Here is a 21,763-nt window from a genome sequence, read left to right as displayed (position 1 = left end):
TTTAAATATCTTTTAATATATTATAAATCTGCTTACTATTTGTTGCATTTATTAAATTTTGCCTAGTTTCATCATCCATCAATGTTCTTGATAATCTTTGTAATAATTTGAGATGTGTGTCACTGCTATCACTTGGTACAGTAATTAAGAATATCAATTGAGGTAACGTTCCATCTAAACTTTCCCATTTCACGCCGTGCTTATTATTCATGACTGCTACGATAGGTGCTTTAACCGCATCCGATTTTGCATGAGGAATGGCTACGTTCATTCCAATCGCTGTCGTTGATTCCATCTCTCTCTTTAAGACATCGGATTTTAATTGTGATTGATCTGTAATATACCCTTGTTCATTTAAATTTTCTATTAACTGGTCTATTGCTTCATCTCTAGATAAAGTTTGTTTTGAAATATGAATAACTTGTTCACTAAATACACTTTGTTCTTCTAATGCTTGATTATCCATCGTTGAAACCGTTGAAACACTATTTTTTTCTGTTTCTATCTCATTTTCTGATTGATCCATACCCATTTCAATATTATTCGTATCAACTGCAAGTGATGGCGTTTGTCTTCTTAAAATTAAAACCACACTCATTGTAACGATACTACCAATGATTACTGCAATAAAAAACCACAATATTTGATCAATTCCGCCTAGCACTGCAACTATTGGGCCTCCGTGTGCAACTCTGTCACCTACACCACCAATTGCAGCAATAACGGCAGCTACCATCGCACCAATCATATTAGATGGTATAATTCTAAACGGATCTTGTGCAGCAAATGGTATAGCACCTTCCGTAATACCGAACAATCCCATGGTAAATGATGCTTTGCCCATTTCAATTTCACCTTTATTAAACTTACGTTTATTGATAAATGTAGCCAATCCTAAACCAATAGGAGGTGTACATACTGCAACTGCAACCATTCCCATAACAGCATAGTTACCCTCCGCGATTAATGCTGAACCAAATAAAAATGCTACTTTGTTTACTGGTCCACCCATATCAAAAGCAATCATAGCACCAACTATTAATGCTAAAATAATAATATTTGTCCCTTGCATACTCTTTAACCAAGTTGTTAAACCTTCAAAAATACTCGCAATTGGTGCGCCAATCAAGAAGATAAAAATTAATCCTACAATCAATGAAGAGATGATTGGAATAATAATGATTGGCATAATAGGTGCCATCGCTTTAGGTACTTTAATATTTTTTATCCATTTTGCAATATAACCTGCGATAAATCCTGCAACAATACCACCTAAAAACCCAGCGCCTGCATCACTACCATAAAAGCTACCGTCAGCTGCGATTGCGCCTCCAATCATACCAGGTACCAAACCAGGTTTATCTGCAATACTCACTGCAATATACCCAGCCAATATTGGAACCATAAAACTAAATGCTAGAGAACCAATATTTTCAATTGATTTCCAAAAAGAATCATCTGGTATAACTAAACCTTTTGATGAAGCCTCACCACCTAAAGTTAGAGCAATAGCCATCAATAATCCACCAACTACAATGAAAGGTACCATAAATGATACACCATTCATTAAATGTTGATAGACCATTTGCATCCCACTTTTTTGCTCTTGATCATCATCTTTTTGATTCGTATCCCCATTACGATCATGATGAATATGTCCGTCTTTATCAATGATACGTTGAATTAATTCTTTTGGTTTATGAATGCCTTCACGAACACTTTCATTTATAATTAATTTCCCATCAAAACGTGACAAATCTACTTGTCTATCGGCTGCAATGATAATGCCATCCGCTTCTTTAATTTCTTTTGATGTTAAAACATTTTCTGCCCCTACACCACCTTGAGTTTCTACTTTTATATTGACGCCCATTTCTTGAGCAGCTTGTTCTAACTTTTCTTGTGCCATATATGTATGCGCTATACCATTTGGGCACGATGTAATCGCTAATATTTTCATCATTTCATCCTCCTCACATTCAATTGTAAACGCTTTCTAATATTGATAAAAAAACATAATTGCCGTTATCAACGGCAATTATGTTTTGATGAGTTTAATCATATACTGTTTTAGATGTTGTGCATCCATAGTCATAAGTTGATCGACATCATACTCGTTTAATCCAGCTATCACATGTATGATTTTCTTCATTGCTGAGGTATCAGAATTTGCGATGGCTAAAAAGAACACTAATTTAACTTTATTTTGTTTCCATAGTAAGCCATGAGGGCATTTAAATATAATAACATGTGAACGCAACACTTTCGCAGGATCACCATGTGGCATACTAATACCATTCCCTATATATGTTGAAGCAAATTTTTCACGTTCCAATGCACTCTTCATATAACTTTCCGTAATAGCATGTTGTTTCATCAGCATTGACTGTGCGTTTTCAAAAACATGGGTTGCAGTTTCCTCATCTGTCATCGTTTGAACATCAAATTGAATTGCAGATATTTCATCCTGTTTCAACACAGGGTTTCTTTTATTATTAATAAATGATTTAATTTGATTTATATCATTATCCGAAAGCAAAGGGGATACCTCTATCACGTGTAATGTATTTGGTAAATCAGCAGTGTCAATGGGATGCGTGGTAATCAACATATCAACATTTGAAAAATTGTAATGAGACAGTCTCTCTAATTTTAAAGTATCAACAATATTTATATGACTATCTAGATTCGCAATTTTCACTTCCAACAAACTAGATATTCCTAAACCATAATAACAGGTTATCACAATGTTAACTTCGTCTTTTTTATTACGATCAATAGATGATTGAAAATGTAATGCTAAAAAAGCAATTTCATCTTCTACTAAGCTTAAATTTGAATCTTTAGCCAAGTATTTTACAGTTTCATACAATGCATTAAAAACAAAAGGATAGTATTTTTTGATCTCATCCGTTAATGGATTATTGATATATACATTTTTAGCGATACGCAAATACGCTCTGCTAAAATGTACTTGAATGTTTTCACGTAAAATATTGTCTTGGGTAAAATTGATACCAACTATTTTTTCCATTTGATGAATCATGCGCGCTACATAGCTTTCAACAAAAAAGGTTTCTATACCCAAATCATATTTATTAAAGTAATAACTAATGAAAAATGAAAATAACTTAGCTGTATCTTTCGATAATCCATAAGCTAATTTATGGTTGATATCTTCTATACACTGCATCGCTATTTCTTCAGCCTCTTCATTTATCACCCATGAATCTTCACTTATCTTTTCCCTTTTTATAATAATGACTAAATGAATGAGTAATTGTTGAATACGCATATCAGAAGTAAAAATATAATGTTGTGCTAATCTGTTTTTAATAATATGACATATGGTTTTGATGTGCGCTTGAGGTATTTCATTAAGTATCAAACCCTCTACTGTCTTTTCATTATTAGACAATTGATTTAAATGTAATATCGCATTCCTTATATTCATTTCATTACCAGTTATGGTAACACCTTTTTTCTTAATGACCTCAACGTTAATATCAAATGATGCACACCAAGCCTTTATTCTATTTATATAATCATTAGCTTCTGCTTTCGTTACCATAAATGCTGATTCTATTTGATCAATGGTAGTGGGTTTCTGATACATTAATAATTCATATCCAATTTTCATTAACTTTTCATTTTCTTTTGTTAAATACGAATGTATCAATGTCTCTAATTCTGTCTCATCATAATGGTCATGATTGAGTTTATATCCTTTCCCTTTAACACTTGTAATCAAGCGATTTATAATTTCACCATTAATGTATTGTATATCATTTCTCACTGTTCTATTGGAAACACTCAAATAATTAGCTATTTCATCTGCGCTTAGGTAATGATTACTGTTGTTCAACAATAACCTAATGAGTTTAGCATGTCTTATCAACATGATTGCACCGCGCTTTCTAATCGTTTAATTTTTTATTAAATTCAATATTAATATTTAAATACATTGTAGCCATACCTTCATATTAAAGCAAGCAGTCACACTATGATACTTCTGACATAATGATGAAACAAAAATATGAGTACAAAATAAAAAAATGGCAATTTCTATATAAAATCTAGAAATCGCCATTTTTTATGCTATGTGATACTTATGTTTCTCACTCTATATTAAATGAACTTATTTTTGTGCTATATGAATTGTTTGTCTGATATATTGATATGCTTCAACGAGCTGCTGTTCTTCTTGTTCATCCAATGTGATAGGATATCTTTGTACAATACCATGCTGATCAATTAATGTCGGCAAACTATACGCCCCGTCATCTAGCCCGTATTCCTGACTGATTGATGTTAGTGGCATAATTGTGCGTTGATTCAAAGCAATCGCTTGTATCAATGTAGTAGTCACCCTGGAAATCGCTGCATTGGTCCACCCTTTTTGATAAAAAACATCCATTGATACTTCATTGATAATTGATGTAATATGTGCTTTATCAATTACTGGTGATTGACTTAAAGCTTCATACTCTGATAGTTCCATACCATGAATGCGCACTTTGCTCCATACAGGCACTGCATACTGACCATGTTCACCAATAACAAAAGCTTCAACATTTTTAGGATCAATTTGGTAATGCTGAGCGATAATGGTTTTGAACCTTGAGCTTTCCAATGCTGTACCCGTTCCGATGATTTTATGAGTTGGATAATTGACTTGATTAGCAAAATATACCATCGAATCCACTGGGTTAGAAATTAAAATAATAATAGCTTCTTGCGTTACTTCAGCAATTTGTTTCATAACATTTTTTATAATATCATGATTATCTTGTGCCAATAGTGTACGATCACCATCGTTTTTATCCGTTTGTATACTTGCGGCAATTACTATAAAATCTGCATCAGCTAAATCTTGATATGCGCCAGCTTTAATTCGCACATGACTTGTATTAAACAATCCTTGCGAATGATTATGATCAAGCGCCTCACCGCTTGCAATTTCTTCTTTGCTATCAATTAATACAATTTCTGAAAATAAATTCAAATATTGAACGTCTGTCAATACTTGGCTGCCCACTCTACCAAGTCCGACAATTCCTAACTTAGACATGTGTAACCATACCTCCTCTGTTTGTTAAAACCTATATCATAAATTAATGTTTTTATTTTTCATACGGTATAACATCTTCATTATATTCTTTTTTTATGAACTTTTTCATATCTTCAGATTGTAAAACTTTTAATAGAGTTTGATACTTTTCATCATCTTTATGGCCTTTTTGAACTGCAATAATGTTAGCAAATGGTGATGATTTACCTTCTATTGCAATAGCATCTTTGTGTGGCGTCAAACCATTATCTATCGCATAATTAGAATTCATGATGACAGCTGCGCCTTCTTTACTTTTATATGTTTTAGGTAAAAATTCTGCACCCTGCTTATTGTTAAATTTGAGATTCTTTTTATTTTCCACGATATCTTCAAATTTGGCATCTTCAATTTTGACACCTTTTTTAATTTTTATTAATCCTTTATCTACGAAAAATGATAAGAAACGCCCTTCTTCAGCTGGATTATTGGAAACGTAGATTGTAGAGCCTTTAGGAATGTCTTTGATGTCTTTATATTTTTTACTGTATACGCCCATTGGTGTCGTAAATACTTTTCCTACTTCCTCAATATTATAATTATGGTCATCTCTTTCAGCCTTTAAATAAGGTACATGTTGAAAGAAGTTTGCATCAACATCACCTTTGTCTAAAAGTTTATTAGGTACTTTGTAGTCATTAACAACTTTGATTTCTAAATCATACCCCTTTTTCTTCATTTCATCTTTCGCATGTTTTAAAACTTCGCCATGAGGTGCTGGTGATGTAGCAATCGTGATTTTTTTATTTTCTTTATCTTTGGACGAACCACAAGCTACGAGTATTGCAGCAAAAAATACTAAAATTGTTAAACTAATCAACTTTTTCATAACATCTCTCCTTAACCTTGTCTGAAAATAAAATTCACTCATTATGTAAAAAAATACTTTCTCTTATTGTAATAAAGAGAAAGTATCCACCTTCTCTTATCTTTGAAAGTAATCAAGATTACTTTCTGTGAATTAGCACCATTTCGTTTAACGATGGTTGCCGGGTTTCATCGGGCACATCCCTCCACCTCTCTAAATAAGAGTCAATCCTATGTATTTGAGTTGTATTAATCCTAGCATTCCACTCATGTATAGTCAATAAATTTTAGAAAATTCTAATTAATTATTGATTAATCTAATGTTAATAAAATTGTTCCATGTGAAACGAATATATTTACACTATGAACCGGCAATGCACTCACATCTTAATTATTTAATTTGTTAGTTTACATAATGGTTTTACTTCTATTTTCAAATAAACATAATGATGTCCGTATATGAAACCACCAATATTGTGTGGGTTTTCTAAAATATAAAACATTCGTTTATAATCATTGTTGGCATTTGAAAATATAGATTTCTATTACGTTTTGTATAACAGTTAAGTGGAATATTAATACTGTACTATCTATTAGGAGGTAATACAATGACTTTTGAATTTAAACATGATTTAGGAACGACTGATTTACCAGAAGATATTCATTCAGCAGTAGCTTTAGAATTTTCTTTTGTTGATGCATTCGTTGCTTTAAATATAGATGTTAAAGGCATTGCTGATGATAATGATAGCACAAATTTAATATCACCAATTAAAGAAGCAGTTGGTAAATATAGATCTGTTGGCACTCGTATTGATCCAGATTTTGAATCAATTCGTTCTGCCTCTCCGCAACTTATCATTGGAGATGTTGATCGTCATCAAGATATATATAATGAATTAAGTGAGATTGCACCTACTATTTTATTTAGAAGTTTTGATGCTGGCTATCAAGAAACTTTAGAAATATTCCAACGTATTGGTACAGCAGTTAATAAATCTAAAGAGGCTAAAGAGCGCTTAGACAAACACAATGAATTAATCAATGATTTCAACAAGCAAATTGATATAGATAAAAACAAAGAAACATTGGCGGCTGTAGTTTCTGAACAAGGTATAACTGCACATTCTAACAAAACGTATGTAGGTGAACTTCTAAGTAAATTAGGTTTCAATAATGCACTTAGTGAAAACATTGCGGATAAACTACCTGCATACAGAGAATCAAATTATTTAGAAATGTCATATGAACAGCTTGTTGAGGTTAATCCAGAAAGATTAATTATAATGATTGATGAAAATAATGATGAAGATTTAAACAAATTACAAAACAGTAATCAATGGGACCAACTTGATGCTGTAAAAAATAATAATGTTCATTTCGTAAATAGAGATGAATGGTCAAAACTGCGTGGCTTATTTGCCTCTGAAGATATTGCAAAAACTTTAGCTAATCTTAAAGAATAATGTATCTTTATAATTGTATTATCAGTTTACTCGTTTTTTAAAATTAGTTATAAATGATGATATTAATTATAAAAATAGTTAGTTATTTAAGATAATATTTGAACTCAAAAGATTACAAGATGCTAGGCAATTCATCATTTGCCTCAGCATCTTAGTATTATATTTGAACAACAATAGTCGACCGAATAAAAACCATTTCCAAATTGTTGAATTACTAATACTTATACCTGAAAACTATATCTAAAATTAACTTAAAACACTACACTTGTTTCATTACATAATATCAAAATCTATCATCGGTCCAATTTATCATTCTTTTCTCAAATACAAGAGATACTGAAATGTAAAATATAACTATAGCATGCGGCGTTTCAGCTGTTTCACCATTCATACAATCAAAACGATTATTGGGTTGAAAATTGTAATAATATATTGACATATCGAAATATAACGATGTAATATAATGATATGGAAAATTTAGAAGTTTTTAAAGCATTGGCAAGCCCTACTAGATTACAAATTTTGCATTGGTTAAAAGATCCTAAAAGTAATTTCGGTTATCAAGAGGGTATTGATTTAGTAGATGTAGGCGTTTGTGTGAGTCAAATTAAAGAAAAGTTAGACATGACACAATCTACTGCATCACAACACTTGTCTATATTAAGTAAAGCAGGCCTTGTAAATTATAAACGTTTAGGTAAATGGACGTATTATAAAAGGGATGAAAAAGCCATAAAAAATATAGGGAAAGTGATTGAAAAAGAACTATAAGTTAGTTCTTTTTTATTCTTACACATCGTCATTTAGCGATATAACGATTCATTTTCCATCATAACTTTAAAAAGGAGTTTTAATAGTGAAAGCATGGCATTTAGAAAATTTCGGTTTAGATAATTTAAAGCAAGTCGAGGTAGATAAACCTAAAATTAATGAGAATCAAATTTTAGTGAAAGTAAATTCTGTGTCACTTAATTATCGAGACACTGCTATTGTCGAAGGTGTATATACACCAGAGTTACTCAAGTTCCCCTTCGTCCCTGTCTCAGATGCTTCAGGTGAAGTTGTAGAAATAGGTTCTAATGTTACTAAGTTTAAAATTGGGGATCGAGTTACATCTCACATGTTCACAACTTGGTTAGAAGGTAAGCCAAAAGGTGATGAGCAACTATATGCATTGGGTGCTACAGTTAATGGCGGACTTTCAGAATATATGGTATTAAATGAAAGTGCTACTGTTTTATCTCCTGAAACTTATACAGATAATCAGGCATCTACATTACCCGTAGCAGCATTTGTTGTCTGGTTCTCTTTAGTTGAATATGGCAATATTAAAGCGGGCGATCGCGTATTAGTACAAGGTACTGGTGGCGTGTCTATATTTGCAATTCAAATTGCATCAGCATTAGGTGCAGAGGTTATTGCAACAAGTAGTAGTGACGAGAAACTAGAAAAAGCAAAAGAACTGGGTGCCTCTAAGGTAATCAACTACAAAACCCACCCTGATTGGGAAAAAGAAGTACAAAAATTAACAAACGGTAAAGGCGTCGAACATATTGTCGAGGTAGTCGGTGGCTCAAGTATTGCAAAATCTATAGAAGCTTTAGCATTCCAAGGAAATATTTATGTTATTGGTTTTCTAGAAAATATGGAAGCAGAGGTAAATTTATTTTCATTACTTGCTAAACAAGCCAAAATTCAAGGTATTAATGTAGGACATCATAGAGCTTTTGAAGATTTTACTAAAGCTTTAGATAAAATAAATATTGACCCAATAATTGACAATGTGTATTCATTTGATCAAGCAAAAGAAGCATATGAGCATCAGATGAAAGGTGCATTTGGTAAGATTGTTATAGATTTTCATAAGTAGGGCCATTGAAACACTAAACCCGAAACTTACTAGAGTAAGCTTCGGGTTCTTTTAGATGTGCTGTGTTGACATTCGTAAATAATGCACAATGTAAAGCTATCCTCAATAACGGCATATTGTCCACCATTGGTAATATAGGCGGTTTCGCTTTATCATTCAGATGTATAAATTGTAAATAACATTATTATTTTGATTTCAAAGACATTTTTATCTCCACTAATATACACCATAATACTATGCTTTATTGAATATTATGTAATTAATTAAAAATCTAAGAAAGCCTTAACGATAATGCTGTTAAGGCTTTTTTACATAAAAAACATACATTAATAATATCTCGCATCAATGTTTATGCCACTTTCTAATAAATTTCTAAATCTAGTTTATTGGATTCATTCCAACTTTCCATGTTTTATAAGTTAATTTACCACCTTGCCTTTTAAACTTTTCATTACTTACACCGCGTTCATAGGGTGCTGCAGCTTTTATATTAATGTAGGGTGTTACATTTAATAAGTTTGCATACCAGTCAGCCCAAACATTGCCTTTTACAGGATCATCATCTGCTACATTATAAATACCCGAGTCAAAGTTTAAAGCCTGAATTGCTGTTTCAATTGCATCATCTATATGAATAAATGATTGAACACCATCTGTGATTGAAATTTCATTATTCATAAATTGATTATAAATCATGCCGTCTTTACCATACCAAGTACCTGGACCATATAATAACCCATAACGCAAAATGACATAATTTTTTATTCGAGCTGTTTCTTTTTCTAATCCATCAACGCCATCTACTGTAATTTTACGATCTCCACTAGATTCGTAATCTAAAGCCGTATCCTCAGTTGCCAACCCATTACCGCCTTCATATGCGAAAGCAATGCTTTGTGATTGGATATGTTCCACGCCGTACTGAATTGCTGCATCAACAAGATTTTTTGTACCTTCAATTCTAACTTTTGTGTTAGCTGACATATCAACCTGCTTTAAATCAGTAATTTCATTCATGATAATGTCTGGTTTGAAATCACCAATACTGCGTTCTATCGTTTCGTATTCTAAAATATTACCGATATATGCTTGAATACCTGCATTAACTAGTTTCTCCTCACCCTTTTTAGATGTTGTTAATCCAGCTACTTCATAGCCTTCTTCAAGTAAACGCTTTGTCAGTTTCGTGCCAATAAGACCTGTAGCACCAGTTACAAATACTTTCGTCATAATCATCCTCCTTCATGATTCACATTTTATAATCATTTTTATTTTTCTTGTCTAAATTTTATACTACTTTCAAAGATGATAATACACGTGACCTTCAAAAGCTTATGTAACATCTTAAAGGTCATGTTCATTATAAATATCAAAATAATGATATGAGCATGGTTCTACATTTCAAATAATTGCTATATAGTAATCACCACTTTCACTCCATGCTTCATTTATTAAATATACCCACAGCGTAATTTAACAATAAACAATGAATTACGTTATATATCACTTGCTTTTGCAACTACTCGGCCAATCCATTACATAATCATCAAAAATTTAATGTTTTTATATTTTGGCTTAGATTATTAAGTCTCATTTCTCAAATATGAAGGATGTTCTTTGATATTTAAAATTTATTGTATATTATGCAATGAGCATGCCTTTAAATTTTCTGTTCATTTCCAATGCGTAACTTTGAACTTTTAGTGGTATATATATATAACAATATGAATCATTACATAGATTAAGGAGTGTTTAAGATGCGTATTTTAGTCTTAGGAGCAGGTGGAATTGGAGGCTATTTTGGTGGTCGTTTAGTAGAAAATCATAAAAATGTCACTTTTTTAGTAAGACCGAAAAGGAAATCTTATTTGGAAAGGAACGGCTTAGTCATCCATAGTGAGAACGGTGATTATAGTTTTACCCCTCAATTGATTACTAAAGAAGACAAAGCAGAACCATTTGATGTAATTTTACTATCTTCAAAATCCTATCACCTTGAGCAAGCAATCGATGACTTGAAACCATTTGTTGGGGACCACACAGTGATTATCCCATTGTTGAACGGTGTTGCACATATTCAAAAATTACAAGCTGTTTTTGGTGAAAATAAAGTCATGGGTGGATATTGCATCATTGAAACCTCATTGAATGCCACTGGTGAAGTCGTACAAACTAGTGATTTCGATAAACTTTTCTTTGGAGAATTAAATGGTACGAATAGTGATAGAGCTAAATTAATAGAAGATACTTTCGCTAATACAAAATCTGAATTTATATTAACTTCAGATATCATGCGTGGTATGTGGCAAAAATATCTAATGATTACAGTATTATCAAGTGTAACTACGATGATGCATGCACCAATCGGGCCAATACGTGATAGTGAAGGTGGCACTGATTTTATCAAATCATTATATGAAGAAGTTTCATCCATTATGAGAAGTCACCAAGTGCCCATTGACGATACAATAGTTGATCAGTATATGAAAGGACTTACTAAGCTCTCATATCATTTCAAAACATCAATGCAACGTGATATGGAAAAAGGCTTAAATATCGAAGCCGATCACTTACAAGGCTATTTACTGAATTTAGCCGAAGAACATCAACTAAACGCACCATTGCTTTATGCTTCATATCAAAATCACAAAGTTTATAAAGAAATGCTTCAATAAAATCTTCTTAAAACTTAGCTAAAAATTATAAGGAGGCAGATCAATGAGCTTAAATACGTACGCACACCCTTTTGATATCGCAACAAGCCTAAAACAACAAGAAATTGGCGTTTATCATGGACATACTTCTGACGATTATGCCAATATGGTTGGCCCTTTTGGTGGTGTGATTGCATCAACATTATTACGAGCAATTATAGAACATCCTGACTTTCTTGGTAGCCCAGTTTCATTTACTGTTAATTACGCAGCACCTGTCAAAGACGGCTCATTTATTATTAAGGCAAATCCTACAAGAACCAATCGTTCTACACAACATTGGTATGTTGAACTGTGCCAACATCATGAAATAGTTATCACAGCGACTGCAGTTACCGCAAAGAAAAGAGATACATGGTCTTCAACCGAATTAATCAAGCCAGAAGTGCCAGATGCAGAACGTGTAGACAGTTTATCATTAACTGAAGTCCCACCCTGGGTAAATCATTATGATATTAAAATAGTAAAAGGTGCACCTAGAGCTTACACAAAATCAAATCATGCAGATTCAGTTACATTACAATGGATGAAAGACAAGCCAAATAGACCACTAGATTATTTATCACTTGCTTCAATGTGTGACGCCTTTTTCCCAAGAATATATGTCCGTCGTGAAAAAGTTGTTCCAATAGGTACAGTTTCTCTTACTGTTTACTTTCATTCTGACACGGAAACATTAGAAAAACACAATAATCATCATGTATTAGGACATACACGGGCACAAAATTTTAATAACGGTTTTTATGACCAAACCGGCGAAATTTGGAGTGCTGATGGATCGTTATTAGCTACGACAACACAACTTGTTTACTATAAAGAATAAAACAACACAAAATCCTAGGTTTATGATTTTACATAGCCTAGGATTTTTATGATTACTGTTCTTTCATCGCTTTTTGGTTCGAACGTTTTTGTAATAAAATTGACACTACAGCGACAACAACAATTAAGCCAACAATACCAATGATGCCCAAATATTTTGCTACATTACCAAGCACGACACCCACTACTAAGAAATCTGTATCTGAGAACGTAGTAGCAGCACCACCTAAATCCCCTAAAAATGGCAAGAATAATAATGGTAGGAACGTGATTAATAAGCCATTTAAAGCTGAGCCAGCTACCGCACCTCTAATACCTCCGCGTGCATTACCAAAGACACCTGCCGTAGCGCCCAAGAAGAAGTGTGCAACCACACCTGGAAGTATCACGACACCACCGAATAAGAATAAAATGAACATCCCAATCACACCTACAATAAAGCTGACAAAGAAACCGATTAACACTGCATTTTGTGCATAAGGGAAGACTATCGGACAGTCTAACGCAGGTTTCGTATTGGGAACCAATTTTTCAGATATACCTTTAAATGCAGGCACTATTTCTGCAAGAATTAAGCGAACCCCAGTTAAAATAATAAATACACCTGCTGCAAATGTAACGCCCTGAATAAGTGAAAATACAATAAAGTTTTGCCCATCGCTGATTTCTGAATGTACGAAAGTAGGTGTAGCAAACAATGATGCTACAAAATAAAGCAATGTCATTGTTAAAGAAATACTGATCGTACTTTCTCTTAAAAAACTTAACCCTTTAGGAAAATTGATATCTTCAGTCGATTTTGATTTACTTTTAAATAATTTCCCAATTTCTCCAGCAGCCCAATAACTCAATGTACCAAAATGACCCAAAGCAACTTGATCGTTTCCAGTGATCTTTTTCATTGTAGGCTGTGCTAAAGCTGGTAATATTGCCATAATCAAACCTAAAATAATCGCCCCAATAATCACTGTTAACGTACCTGTCACATGACCAACTGACAATAATATCGCTAAAAATGCGGCCATATAAAATGTATGGTGGCCAGTTAAGAAAATATATTTCAAATTAGTTATACGTGCAATAATGATATTCACTAGCATGCCAAACACCATGATTAACGCTGCAGTCGTACCATATTGTTCCAGTGCAATTGATATGATCGCTTCATTATTAGGCACAACCCCCTGCACACCAAATGCATGTTGGAAAATTTTACCAAATGGTTCTAATGATTGCGTTACTACATTAGCACCCGCACTTAAGACTAAAAATCCTAAAATTGTTTTTATCGTACCTGAAGTAATATCAGTTGCTGACTTTTTCTGAACAATTAATCCAATCAATGCGATTAGGGCAACTAATATCGCAGGTTGACTCAAAATATCGACGATAAAATCAAGAATTGGCTTCATCGTCCCACCTCCTTATTAATGATTAAAGTACGTTTAAATCTTTTAATTTTTCATCTAGTTTTTGCTGTAATTCTTCTTTATCTAATATATTATCTAACACAATGACATCACCTAAATTTTTTGTGTTTTCTTCTAAATCTCTCCCACAAATAAATAAATCTGCCATATCAGGGCTCGCGCTCATAACATCACTATGTTCAACCTTTATGTCTGATGGTGCATTTAAATTTTTAAGTGCTTCTTGTGCATTCATTTCAACCATAAAACTACTTCCTAATCCGTGACCACATACTACTAAAATTTTCATTGTCCTCATTCTCCTTTAAATATATTTATAATTTCACTTGATGTTTGTGCATTTAATAAATGTTCTACTGTCTGTTGATTGCCTAAAGTTATAGCTAAATTTCTCAATACTTCTAAGTGTCCTTCATTATCTATAGCACTTAATACAAAAACCAATGAAGCATAGTGCCCTTCTTCTGAAAAGTTAATGTGCTGATTTAGTTTTAACAAACTTAGACCTATCTTTTTTACATTATTATTCGGTCGAGCATGTGCAATCGCTATTTCTGGAGCAATAACTATATAAGGGCCTAATTTTTCTACACTATGAATCATGTCATCAATGTAATCTTGCTGAAAATAGCCTTGTTCTTTCAAAGGATTTGCAGCTATACTAATTGCTTCACGCCAACTTTTAACCTGTTCAAGTACTTGCACTTTATCTGATGATAAAATTTCCAAAGTCATTTTCCCCTCCTTAATGTTGACTCACTTCATTTATGCAGTGCATAATTGCTTCAATATTTCCTGAAAGTAATATATTTCTAGTTTTATCATTCATAATCAGTTCACTAAGTTGTCTCAATGCATTTAAATGAATTTGCGGCTGAGCGGTTGCTAACGTCACAATGATATATACAGGATCATATTGTTCATGTCCAAAGCGAACACCTTTTTGATAGTGTGTCAAACTAAAACCTACTGTCCCTTTAACATGTGTTGGTTTAGCATGAATTAAAGCAATGTGCGGACTGATAACCATATATGGTCCAAATGCATTTAATTGTTCAATGATTTCATCGGCATAAATACAATCAACAATTTGAGTATCAATCAAAGTTTCAATACTTTGCCTAATTGCATCATTTCTACAAAGCGAAGGTTGTTGTGTTAAAATTCTATTTTTTGGTAAGACTTCTTTTAGAGTAGGCCCTAGTCCTTTGATATCATACACATATTGTTCTCTTGATTTATTAATAATTGTGTTAATTTGTTGACGGTCATTTTTATCTAAAAATGGAGAAACATTGAGTATAGGTATTGAAGCATGTTCAAACGGTACCGTTGATATGATATAGTCAACGCCTTCATGCTTTAATAACGTCTCATCAATTTCGTAGATTGAATAAGCATCTACAATTTCAAGTTCAGGATAAATATGTCGAATTCTACTTCTCAATAATTGTGAAGTACCGATGCCTGAGCCGCACAGTAAAACTACTTTTAGAGCATTTGTAGTAATTGCTGAAATACGTTCAATTGCTGAAGCAAAATGTAACGTAATGTATGCAAGTTCATCTTTGTCAAAGCAAATACGATAATTCTCTTCCACGCCCCAAATATGATTGCGTAATCTTTCTACGATGTGATGGTACTGTTGAAATATTTCATCTGTCAGAGGATTATTATGCGTCATATCGAACTTCAACCGGTGAATTGCTGGTCTTAAATGAACAATTAAGCCATTTAATAATTTAGTATCGTTAATTAAATCTATGCCTAAGTCACCACTCATGCGTTCTATCAATTGTTCGGTTAGAATTTCTAAATCATCTATTGTTTCGTTTTTTTGATTCATCTCTGAAGTTTTAGCCCCTAGCAAATGTAATGTAATAAAGCCTGCTTCGCTTTTAGGGAATTGTATATCGAGTTTTTCTTCCAAAGATGCCTTTATAAGTAATGCCACGCGAAATTGGTCTGTTTCCGCTAATTTGTTATATTCCATATCTGGTATTTCAAAAACAAACTTTTCTTTCGTTCGGTGTATTGCAATTAAAATATGATAAATCAGACCATCAATTGCACTTTGGACTAACTGATAATCCGCTTCAAATAATACTGACACTACAGTTAATCGAATCGTTTCCAATGCTTTATTCGAAAATAGCTTATGCCCTATTTGATGTGTATGGTTTTGAAAATATTCATGGACACGTGTCGCATATGCTTTTCGATAATCTGTTTCTTCACCTTGTATGATAAATCCCTTGTTTTTAATATATTTTAAATTCAAATTATAAGAAGATAACCAAGTCTGTACATTTTTCAGATCTTCAACGATCGTTCTACGTGTCACAGAAACCATATCGGCCAACGTGTTAGAAGATGTTGGTGTATTAGATTCAAATAGCTTTAATATGATATATCGAATTCTTTCTTCTTTAGAATAATGTATTGAAGTCGCTATATATTGAGGAACAATATCATCCAAAGGTTTTTTAGATTCAATCTTTATACCTGCATTTTTATTTCTAAAAATCGTTAAATCCAATTGTTTTGCCATACTTTCTATATATTCTAAATCGTACTGTATCGTCCTTTCTGAAACATTGAATTGGTTAGCTAAGTGATGAATAGTTATAAAGGATTCACGTTCAAGTAAGAATGTTAAGATATGATGCTGTCTCTTGCTTAACACATGAGCAACCTCCTTATATTTATATTGTAACCGCTTACTTTCATTTTTAGATGTGTAATCTCTTTCGTCTCATAATCCGAAAAGTTGCACATCTATCATAAACGATCACTTTTTAAAATTATAATTTATTTAATTATAATTTTATATAAATACTTCAATAAAATATTAAAAAGAGAATCCAACATTAATGTGTTGCATCCTCTTCTCCATACCTATAATTTTTAATGTATTTAATCAAACTAAAATAAGCCAATGAATATTTGTAACCATGGATTTATGCATGGCGTTTTTATTAGCGATTTATGGAACGTGCAATCATCGATATCGTGTGTCTCTCTCCACGCAACGCCTTACTCAATTCAAATATATTTTCCACAGGAGCTAAACCACAATAACTCCCATCACCAATGTGTTGAATATCCACACCACATATTTTATTTCGAATGGCAAAATCTCTAATAGTGCTCGGATCAGCGCTCTCTTGACTCGTACCAATTGCTGACATGACAAGTCCCCCTTCACGATGAACTTCTTTGACAATGTCTTTAAGTTGCGCTTCATCGAAACCTGGCACTGTACCCACAGCAGGTACTAGTATAATATCAGCACCCGCTTCAATAAATTGCTTTACATATGCCCTGGTAATCACAGGCTCATCTACACCTGAACTATGCATTTTCCCAGCGATAATCAAACCTGAAAAATGATTTCTTGTATTTTGGATTGCTTCAACTATTTTCTTATTAGATACACCAGTTGCAGGATTTCCAGTCATACATATAAAATCCACCCCTAATGCTTCAAGTACTTGAACCGTTTCAGGACTTGCTTGACGTCCTTCTGCAATTTCTAAGTGTTGCTCATACATATTTGTTCCGTCATCAACAGGTTCTAAGTTCACACCAATGGGTCTACCCACGAGTCGTTTTAATGTTTCTATAACCTGTTCGTGTTCATCTATATTTTTTACTTTTGGATGAAACGCATCAAAGCCATTTAATAAAATCAAATCAGCACCAAACGCACGCGCTATTTCAGCATTGGTAATATCTGGCACGACAGGCGTTTCTGTAACTATATTTTCAGATAAAACTACACGCCCAGCACTCGCCTTAATGCTCTGTTTTAATTCTTCACCTGACATTGCTAGTAGTTCTGAAGCATTGTTACTCAGTATTCGCTTAACCATTTGTATTCCACTCCTTAATATATACTTTAGCTGTCATCTATTTATTATAACTACATGATATAGTAATGATGTTCTTTCTTCCGTAACGACGTCACTGAATCCCCCTATATTTCATTATACACAGCCTCTACTTATTATTATTATTTTTTAAATAAAATCTACTACTATATGCATTTACATTTTTTTGAATTTAAATTTAGTTAATTTTCAAAATAGTAGTGTAACACAAATATAAATGTGATAATATTATATTTTAATATACATATTACAAGGGGGAAGCTTTATGCAGTGTCCAAAATGCGGAAATCCTATTGAAGCATCAGATTTATTTTGTGGAGAGTGTGGTACAAAATTATCTCATCAAACAAATACAACAAACGAAACTAAAAACAAACCGAACCATGCATCCGAACATAATTCAACGGAATCTAATGCAACACAAATATCAACACAAGATTCAACACAGTCTAATCATAAAAATGAGCAGTTTTCAAAGCATACTTCAGATATTTTCAATGAAGCTAAAACGTTCTTTTCAACTGCTTTCAGACATCCTGATAAAGAACTTGTGAGTCCTCACTTTTTTTCTTACAAAACACTTTTCAGTTTAATCGTAGCAGGATTACTTTTATCCATTATATTACTAACGATATTGATACCTGCAGAAGTTGCATATTTCATGACAAGTAAAGCAAGCGTTGTGTTTAACATTTCACTTTTCTTATTAATAGCAATTACAGTACTATTTGGTATCACTTTTGCACTAATAAAAATATTAAATATTAATTCGACGTTACATAAAGTATTTTCAGATTTCGTTTTAGTCAACACCCTTTCTGTTATTACACTTTTGTTTGGTTTATTATTTTTAGCAATTCATGTTCCAAGTTTTGCAGTATTCCTTATCATTATTGCTATATTATTTACACTCATTGCACCAATATATTTAATTACGAAATACAGCCACAATCAACTTATACGTATGCCTGTCATTTATTCTATATTTATCTATATCATCATTTTAGGAATCATTTTACGTATTATAGTGGAAAGTACTGTTTCTAATACATTAAGTGATTTAAGTTCATTTTTTAATACAGGTTATTAAGGAGGATATTTCAAATGAAGTATTGTAGTAATTGTGGTGCTGAAATCAAGCCTGGTCAACGCGTTTGTACTCAATGTGGTACGCCTGTTCAACAACGAACAACGCATCAACCACCTAATCGTAAATCAAAATTACCTATATTTATCATTATTGCAGTGATATTAGTCATTATTATTGCTTTGTTTGTTACTTATAAAATAATTGACGCGCAACTATCACCTACAAAACAGGCAGAAACCATTTCTAAAGATTTAAAAAACAAAGATACAGATCGCCTAGCCAACCATTTAAAAGCAAATGGTGAAGCTATTTCTAAAGATGAAGCTAAAGCTATTTATAAATATATTGACGAAACTGATAGCATAGATCGTGTTGCTGATGAACTTCAAAGTAGTGCAAAAAATATTAAAGAAAATAAATCAAATGAACATGCTGTCACTGTTGGTGACACTGCTTTAATTAATATTACCGAAGATGGAAAAAAATGGGGCATATTCAAAAATTACATTTTTAATGTTAGTAAGGAGCCTGTTTCGATTACCTCAGAAGAAGACACAACGCTATCTTACAAACTTAATGACAAAACAACCCAAGTTAAATTAAAACAAGGTAAGACGAAGACACTCGATGATTTTCCAGTTGGCATATATGATTTAAAAGCAACACAAAAGGTTGATAATAAAAAATTCGACGGCGTTATTCATATCGATATGTCTGAAAGTAACAGTGCAGATTTACAATTCAAACAAAAACGTTTTACAGTTAGTATTGATTCAACTTATGCAGATTCTGATTCTCTTAAACTTTATATTAATGGGGATGAACAATCAGATTTTGACGAATATGAATCTGTCACTTACGGTCCTTATGCACCAGATGAAAAAATCGAAGTCTATGCTACAACTGAAGTTGAAGGCAAACAATTCAAATCAAGTGTAGAAAATGTTTCTAGTCCTAAAGATGATGAAGATGAAATAGACGTATCTTTATCATTTGACGATGATGCAATAAGCGATTATGAAGACAAAATGATCGAAAAAGAAGCAGATTCTGATGACGACGATAGTAGTAACGCCAGTTCTGACGAAAAAGTAACGCGTGATAATGTTATTGATAAAGTCGAATCTTATGAAGGTAGGACTTTGGATACAGATAATTATACTTATAAAGAACCAGAAAAAACTGGAGACGGTTGGGGATTCTCTTTCACAGATAAAGACGGAGACCTAGCAGGTTCTTATAAAATTGATGAGGATGGTTACGTAACTGAATATGACGAAGACGGTGAAGAAGTAGATTCAGGATACTAATAAACTACAAGTAGTAAATACAACATGCTACTTGTAAAAGTCCATAACATTGCATTAATACTTAAACACACTATACAAGGGAGTGAGATAGAAATCTGATATTTTAAAAAAGATTTCTGTCCCGCCCCTTTTATTTTTATCTTTGTTAAAGCAAACTAACATTACACCAAATACATTAGTTCAGTCTAAATGATGATGTTTTATTAATGAGAAGTTAGTAATATATACTTAAGATTATTAAAACAAGCAATGTTTATACTACCAGAGTTGGGTAATTTAAAAGTAAGCACTTAATATCTAAATACAATTGAAGGTGAAAAAATGACTAACAACAACTCTTTCAATGATTATCCTAAAATTTTAAAAATTGAAGATGATGGAAAAATTATTGCGCTAGACAAATATGGAAACGTTAATACTGATTTAAATATTCACACTGTGAATGACCAACAACAACAAGATATCTACGGAAAGATCTTATACAATCCTTATCGTCGTACTGTGAAAAACAGTGAATCTTATAATGACCATAAGTACAATGATTACAAGTCTGAAACAAGCTACAATCAGCGAGATCGTGAACGAGAGTTGCAGTTATTAGAAGAAAATAAAAAATCAAAGCGCAAACAATTTTGGCTTGGTTTAGGTCTGGTGGCTTTATTAGTCATCATTGTCATTTTTGCAGTTAGTACTTTTATGAATAATAACAATGATAATCAACAAACTGGTAATGAAACAAGTGAACAATCCACTGCCAATCAAAATCAATCGAATGATACGCAAGGTGATAATGTCAATTTCGAACGTCAGAACAATCAAGTCAAAGATGATATTCAATCGTTAAAGTCAGATATTTCAAATTCTAATGAAGCAACAGATTCTAAATTACAAGCATTACAAGATAAAATTAATAGCCTAAAACAAGAAGCTGATTCTAATAAAACAAATAAGTTAGCTGATAAATACCAAACTACAGTAGATGATTTAAAACAGGCAAAAAACGAAAAAGATAATGGTAATACTGATAAAATGCAAGAAGAATTAGATAAAGTAAATAGCAAACTAGATGATATAAAATCGAAATTTTCTTCGTTGTTTAGTAAAGATGAACAAACAAATAATGAAGATGTTGAAAGTTAACGCAAAAAAATAAATATATGCTTTTAAAAATACGAGATATAGATTGTATTCGCTAAATAATAACTGTCGACTAAGGACGCACCTTGTCGGCAGTTTTTTTATTTAAGCTTA

General features: G+C 32.5%; 18 protein-coding genes and 1 riboswitch. Of the genes, 8 read left to right on the top strand and 10 right to left on the bottom strand.

Going from position 1 to position 21,763, the window contains the following annotated elements:
• Position 1: 1 nt before the first annotated feature.
• The 4 genes from KA883_RS02825 to KA883_RS02810 form a co-directional block, all read right to left on the bottom strand.
• Positions 2–1,960: a PTS fructose transporter subunit IIABC gene (locus KA883_RS02825; protein ID WP_210139869.1), complete on the bottom strand. Its 1,959-nt coding sequence runs from the start codon at positions 1,958–1,960 to the stop codon at positions 2–4.
• Between the two features lie 78 nt (positions 1,961–2,038).
• Entirely contained in the window at positions 2,039–3,901 is a 1,863-nt protein-coding gene (locus tag KA883_RS02820; protein ID WP_210139853.1) for a BglG family transcription antiterminator, read from the bottom strand.
• Positions 3,902–4,138: 237 nt separating this feature from the next.
• Positions 4,139–5,071: a lactate/malate family dehydrogenase gene (locus KA883_RS02815; RefSeq protein ID WP_046206671.1), complete on the bottom strand. Its 933-nt coding sequence runs from the start codon at positions 5,069–5,071 to the stop codon at positions 4,139–4,141.
• A gap of 52 nt (positions 5,072–5,123) precedes the next feature.
• Positions 5,124–5,939 (bottom strand): MetQ/NlpA family ABC transporter substrate-binding protein, encoded by an 816-nt coding sequence (locus tag KA883_RS02810; protein WP_046206670.1) that lies wholly within the window; start codon positions 5,937–5,939, stop codon positions 5,124–5,126.
• Positions 5,940–6,032: 93 nt separating this feature from the next.
• A riboswitch (SAM riboswitch) is annotated at positions 6,033–6,142 on the bottom strand.
• Between the two features lie 383 nt (positions 6,143–6,525).
• On the opposite strand from KA883_RS02810, the gene KA883_RS02805 reads away from it, so the two are divergent.
• From KA883_RS02805 to KA883_RS02795, 3 genes are all read left to right on the top strand, one after another.
• Positions 6,526–7,383, top strand: a complete 858-nt coding sequence (locus KA883_RS02805) for an ABC transporter substrate-binding protein (RefSeq protein WP_046206669.1) — start codon at positions 6,526–6,528, stop codon at positions 7,381–7,383.
• A 468-nt stretch (positions 7,384–7,851) separates the two neighbouring features.
• On the top strand, positions 7,852–8,154 hold the full coding sequence (locus KA883_RS02800; protein WP_046206668.1) for an ArsR/SmtB family transcription factor: 303 nt from the start codon (positions 7,852–7,854) through the stop codon (positions 8,152–8,154).
• 85 nt (positions 8,155–8,239) lie between these two features.
• Positions 8,240–9,253, top strand: coding sequence for a zinc-dependent alcohol dehydrogenase family protein (locus KA883_RS02795; protein WP_210139852.1), 1,014 nt, complete (start codon positions 8,240–8,242; stop codon positions 9,251–9,253).
• A 378-nt stretch (positions 9,254–9,631) separates the two neighbouring features.
• Here the strand turns inward: KA883_RS02795 and KA883_RS02790 are convergent, their stop codons facing one another.
• Entirely contained in the window at positions 9,632–10,483 is an 852-nt protein-coding gene (locus KA883_RS02790) for an NAD-dependent epimerase/dehydratase family protein (RefSeq protein WP_210139851.1), read from the bottom strand.
• Positions 10,484–11,010: 527 nt separating this feature from the next.
• On the opposite strand from KA883_RS02790, the gene panE reads away from it, so the two are divergent.
• The gene (panE, locus tag KA883_RS02785; RefSeq protein ID WP_046206665.1) at positions 11,011–11,928 is read left to right on the top strand and encodes a 2-dehydropantoate 2-reductase; all 918 of its coding nucleotides are present in this window, start codon (positions 11,011–11,013) and stop codon (positions 11,926–11,928) included.
• A 43-nt stretch (positions 11,929–11,971) separates the two neighbouring features.
• Entirely contained in the window at positions 11,972–12,790 is an 819-nt protein-coding gene (locus KA883_RS02780) for an acyl-CoA thioesterase (RefSeq protein WP_046206664.1), read from the top strand.
• A 52-nt stretch (positions 12,791–12,842) separates the two neighbouring features.
• Here KA883_RS02780 and KA883_RS02775 read toward each other — a convergent pair whose 3' ends face one another.
• The 5 genes from KA883_RS02775 to KA883_RS02755 all read right to left on the bottom strand — a co-directional run bounded on the left by KA883_RS02775 (position 12,843) and on the right by KA883_RS02755 (position 18,094).
• The gene (locus tag KA883_RS02775) at positions 12,843–14,201 is read right to left on the bottom strand and encodes a PTS ascorbate transporter subunit IIC (protein WP_046206663.1); all 1,359 of its coding nucleotides are present in this window, start codon (positions 14,199–14,201) and stop codon (positions 12,843–12,845) included.
• 22 nt (positions 14,202–14,223) lie between these two features.
• Positions 14,224–14,508, bottom strand: coding sequence for a PTS sugar transporter subunit IIB (locus tag KA883_RS02770; RefSeq protein WP_046206662.1), 285 nt, complete (start codon positions 14,506–14,508; stop codon positions 14,224–14,226).
• A 5-nt stretch (positions 14,509–14,513) separates the two neighbouring features.
• Complete coding sequence (locus tag KA883_RS02765) at positions 14,514–14,954, bottom strand: PTS sugar transporter subunit IIA (protein WP_046206661.1); 441 nt, start codon at positions 14,952–14,954, stop codon at positions 14,514–14,516.
• Between the two features lie 10 nt (positions 14,955–14,964).
• Positions 14,965–16,905, bottom strand: a complete 1,941-nt coding sequence (locus KA883_RS02760; RefSeq protein WP_046206660.1) for a BglG family transcription antiterminator — start codon at positions 16,903–16,905, stop codon at positions 14,965–14,967.
• Between the two features lie 292 nt (positions 16,906–17,197).
• Positions 17,198–18,094 (bottom strand): DUF7916 family protein, encoded by an 897-nt coding sequence (locus KA883_RS02755; RefSeq protein ID WP_046206659.1) that lies wholly within the window; start codon positions 18,092–18,094, stop codon positions 17,198–17,200.
• Positions 18,095–18,377: 283 nt separating this feature from the next.
• Here KA883_RS02755 and KA883_RS02750 point away from each other — a divergent pair, with 283 nt between their 5' ends.
• The 3 genes from KA883_RS02750 to KA883_RS02740 all read left to right on the top strand — a co-directional run bounded on the left by KA883_RS02750 (position 18,378) and on the right by KA883_RS02740 (position 21,652).
• Positions 18,378–19,202: a zinc ribbon domain-containing protein gene (locus KA883_RS02750; protein WP_046206658.1), complete on the top strand. Its 825-nt coding sequence runs from the start codon at positions 18,378–18,380 to the stop codon at positions 19,200–19,202.
• 14 nt (positions 19,203–19,216) lie between these two features.
• Positions 19,217–20,512, top strand: coding sequence for a TcaA second domain-containing protein (locus tag KA883_RS02745; protein WP_046206657.1), 1,296 nt, complete (start codon positions 19,217–19,219; stop codon positions 20,510–20,512).
• Between the two features lie 321 nt (positions 20,513–20,833).
• Positions 20,834–21,652: a hypothetical protein gene (locus KA883_RS02740; protein WP_064209189.1), complete on the top strand. Its 819-nt coding sequence runs from the start codon at positions 20,834–20,836 to the stop codon at positions 21,650–21,652.
• Positions 21,653–21,763 lie beyond the last annotated feature (111 nt).

The sequence above is a fragment of the Staphylococcus sp. GDY8P54P genome, from assembly GCF_017892645.1.
In the GTDB taxonomy this organism is placed as follows: Bacteria; Bacillota; Bacilli; order Staphylococcales; family Staphylococcaceae; genus Staphylococcus; species Staphylococcus ureilyticus.
Note: the sequence above shows the minus strand (reverse complement) of the source record. Positions and strands in the feature narration are given on the sequence as shown.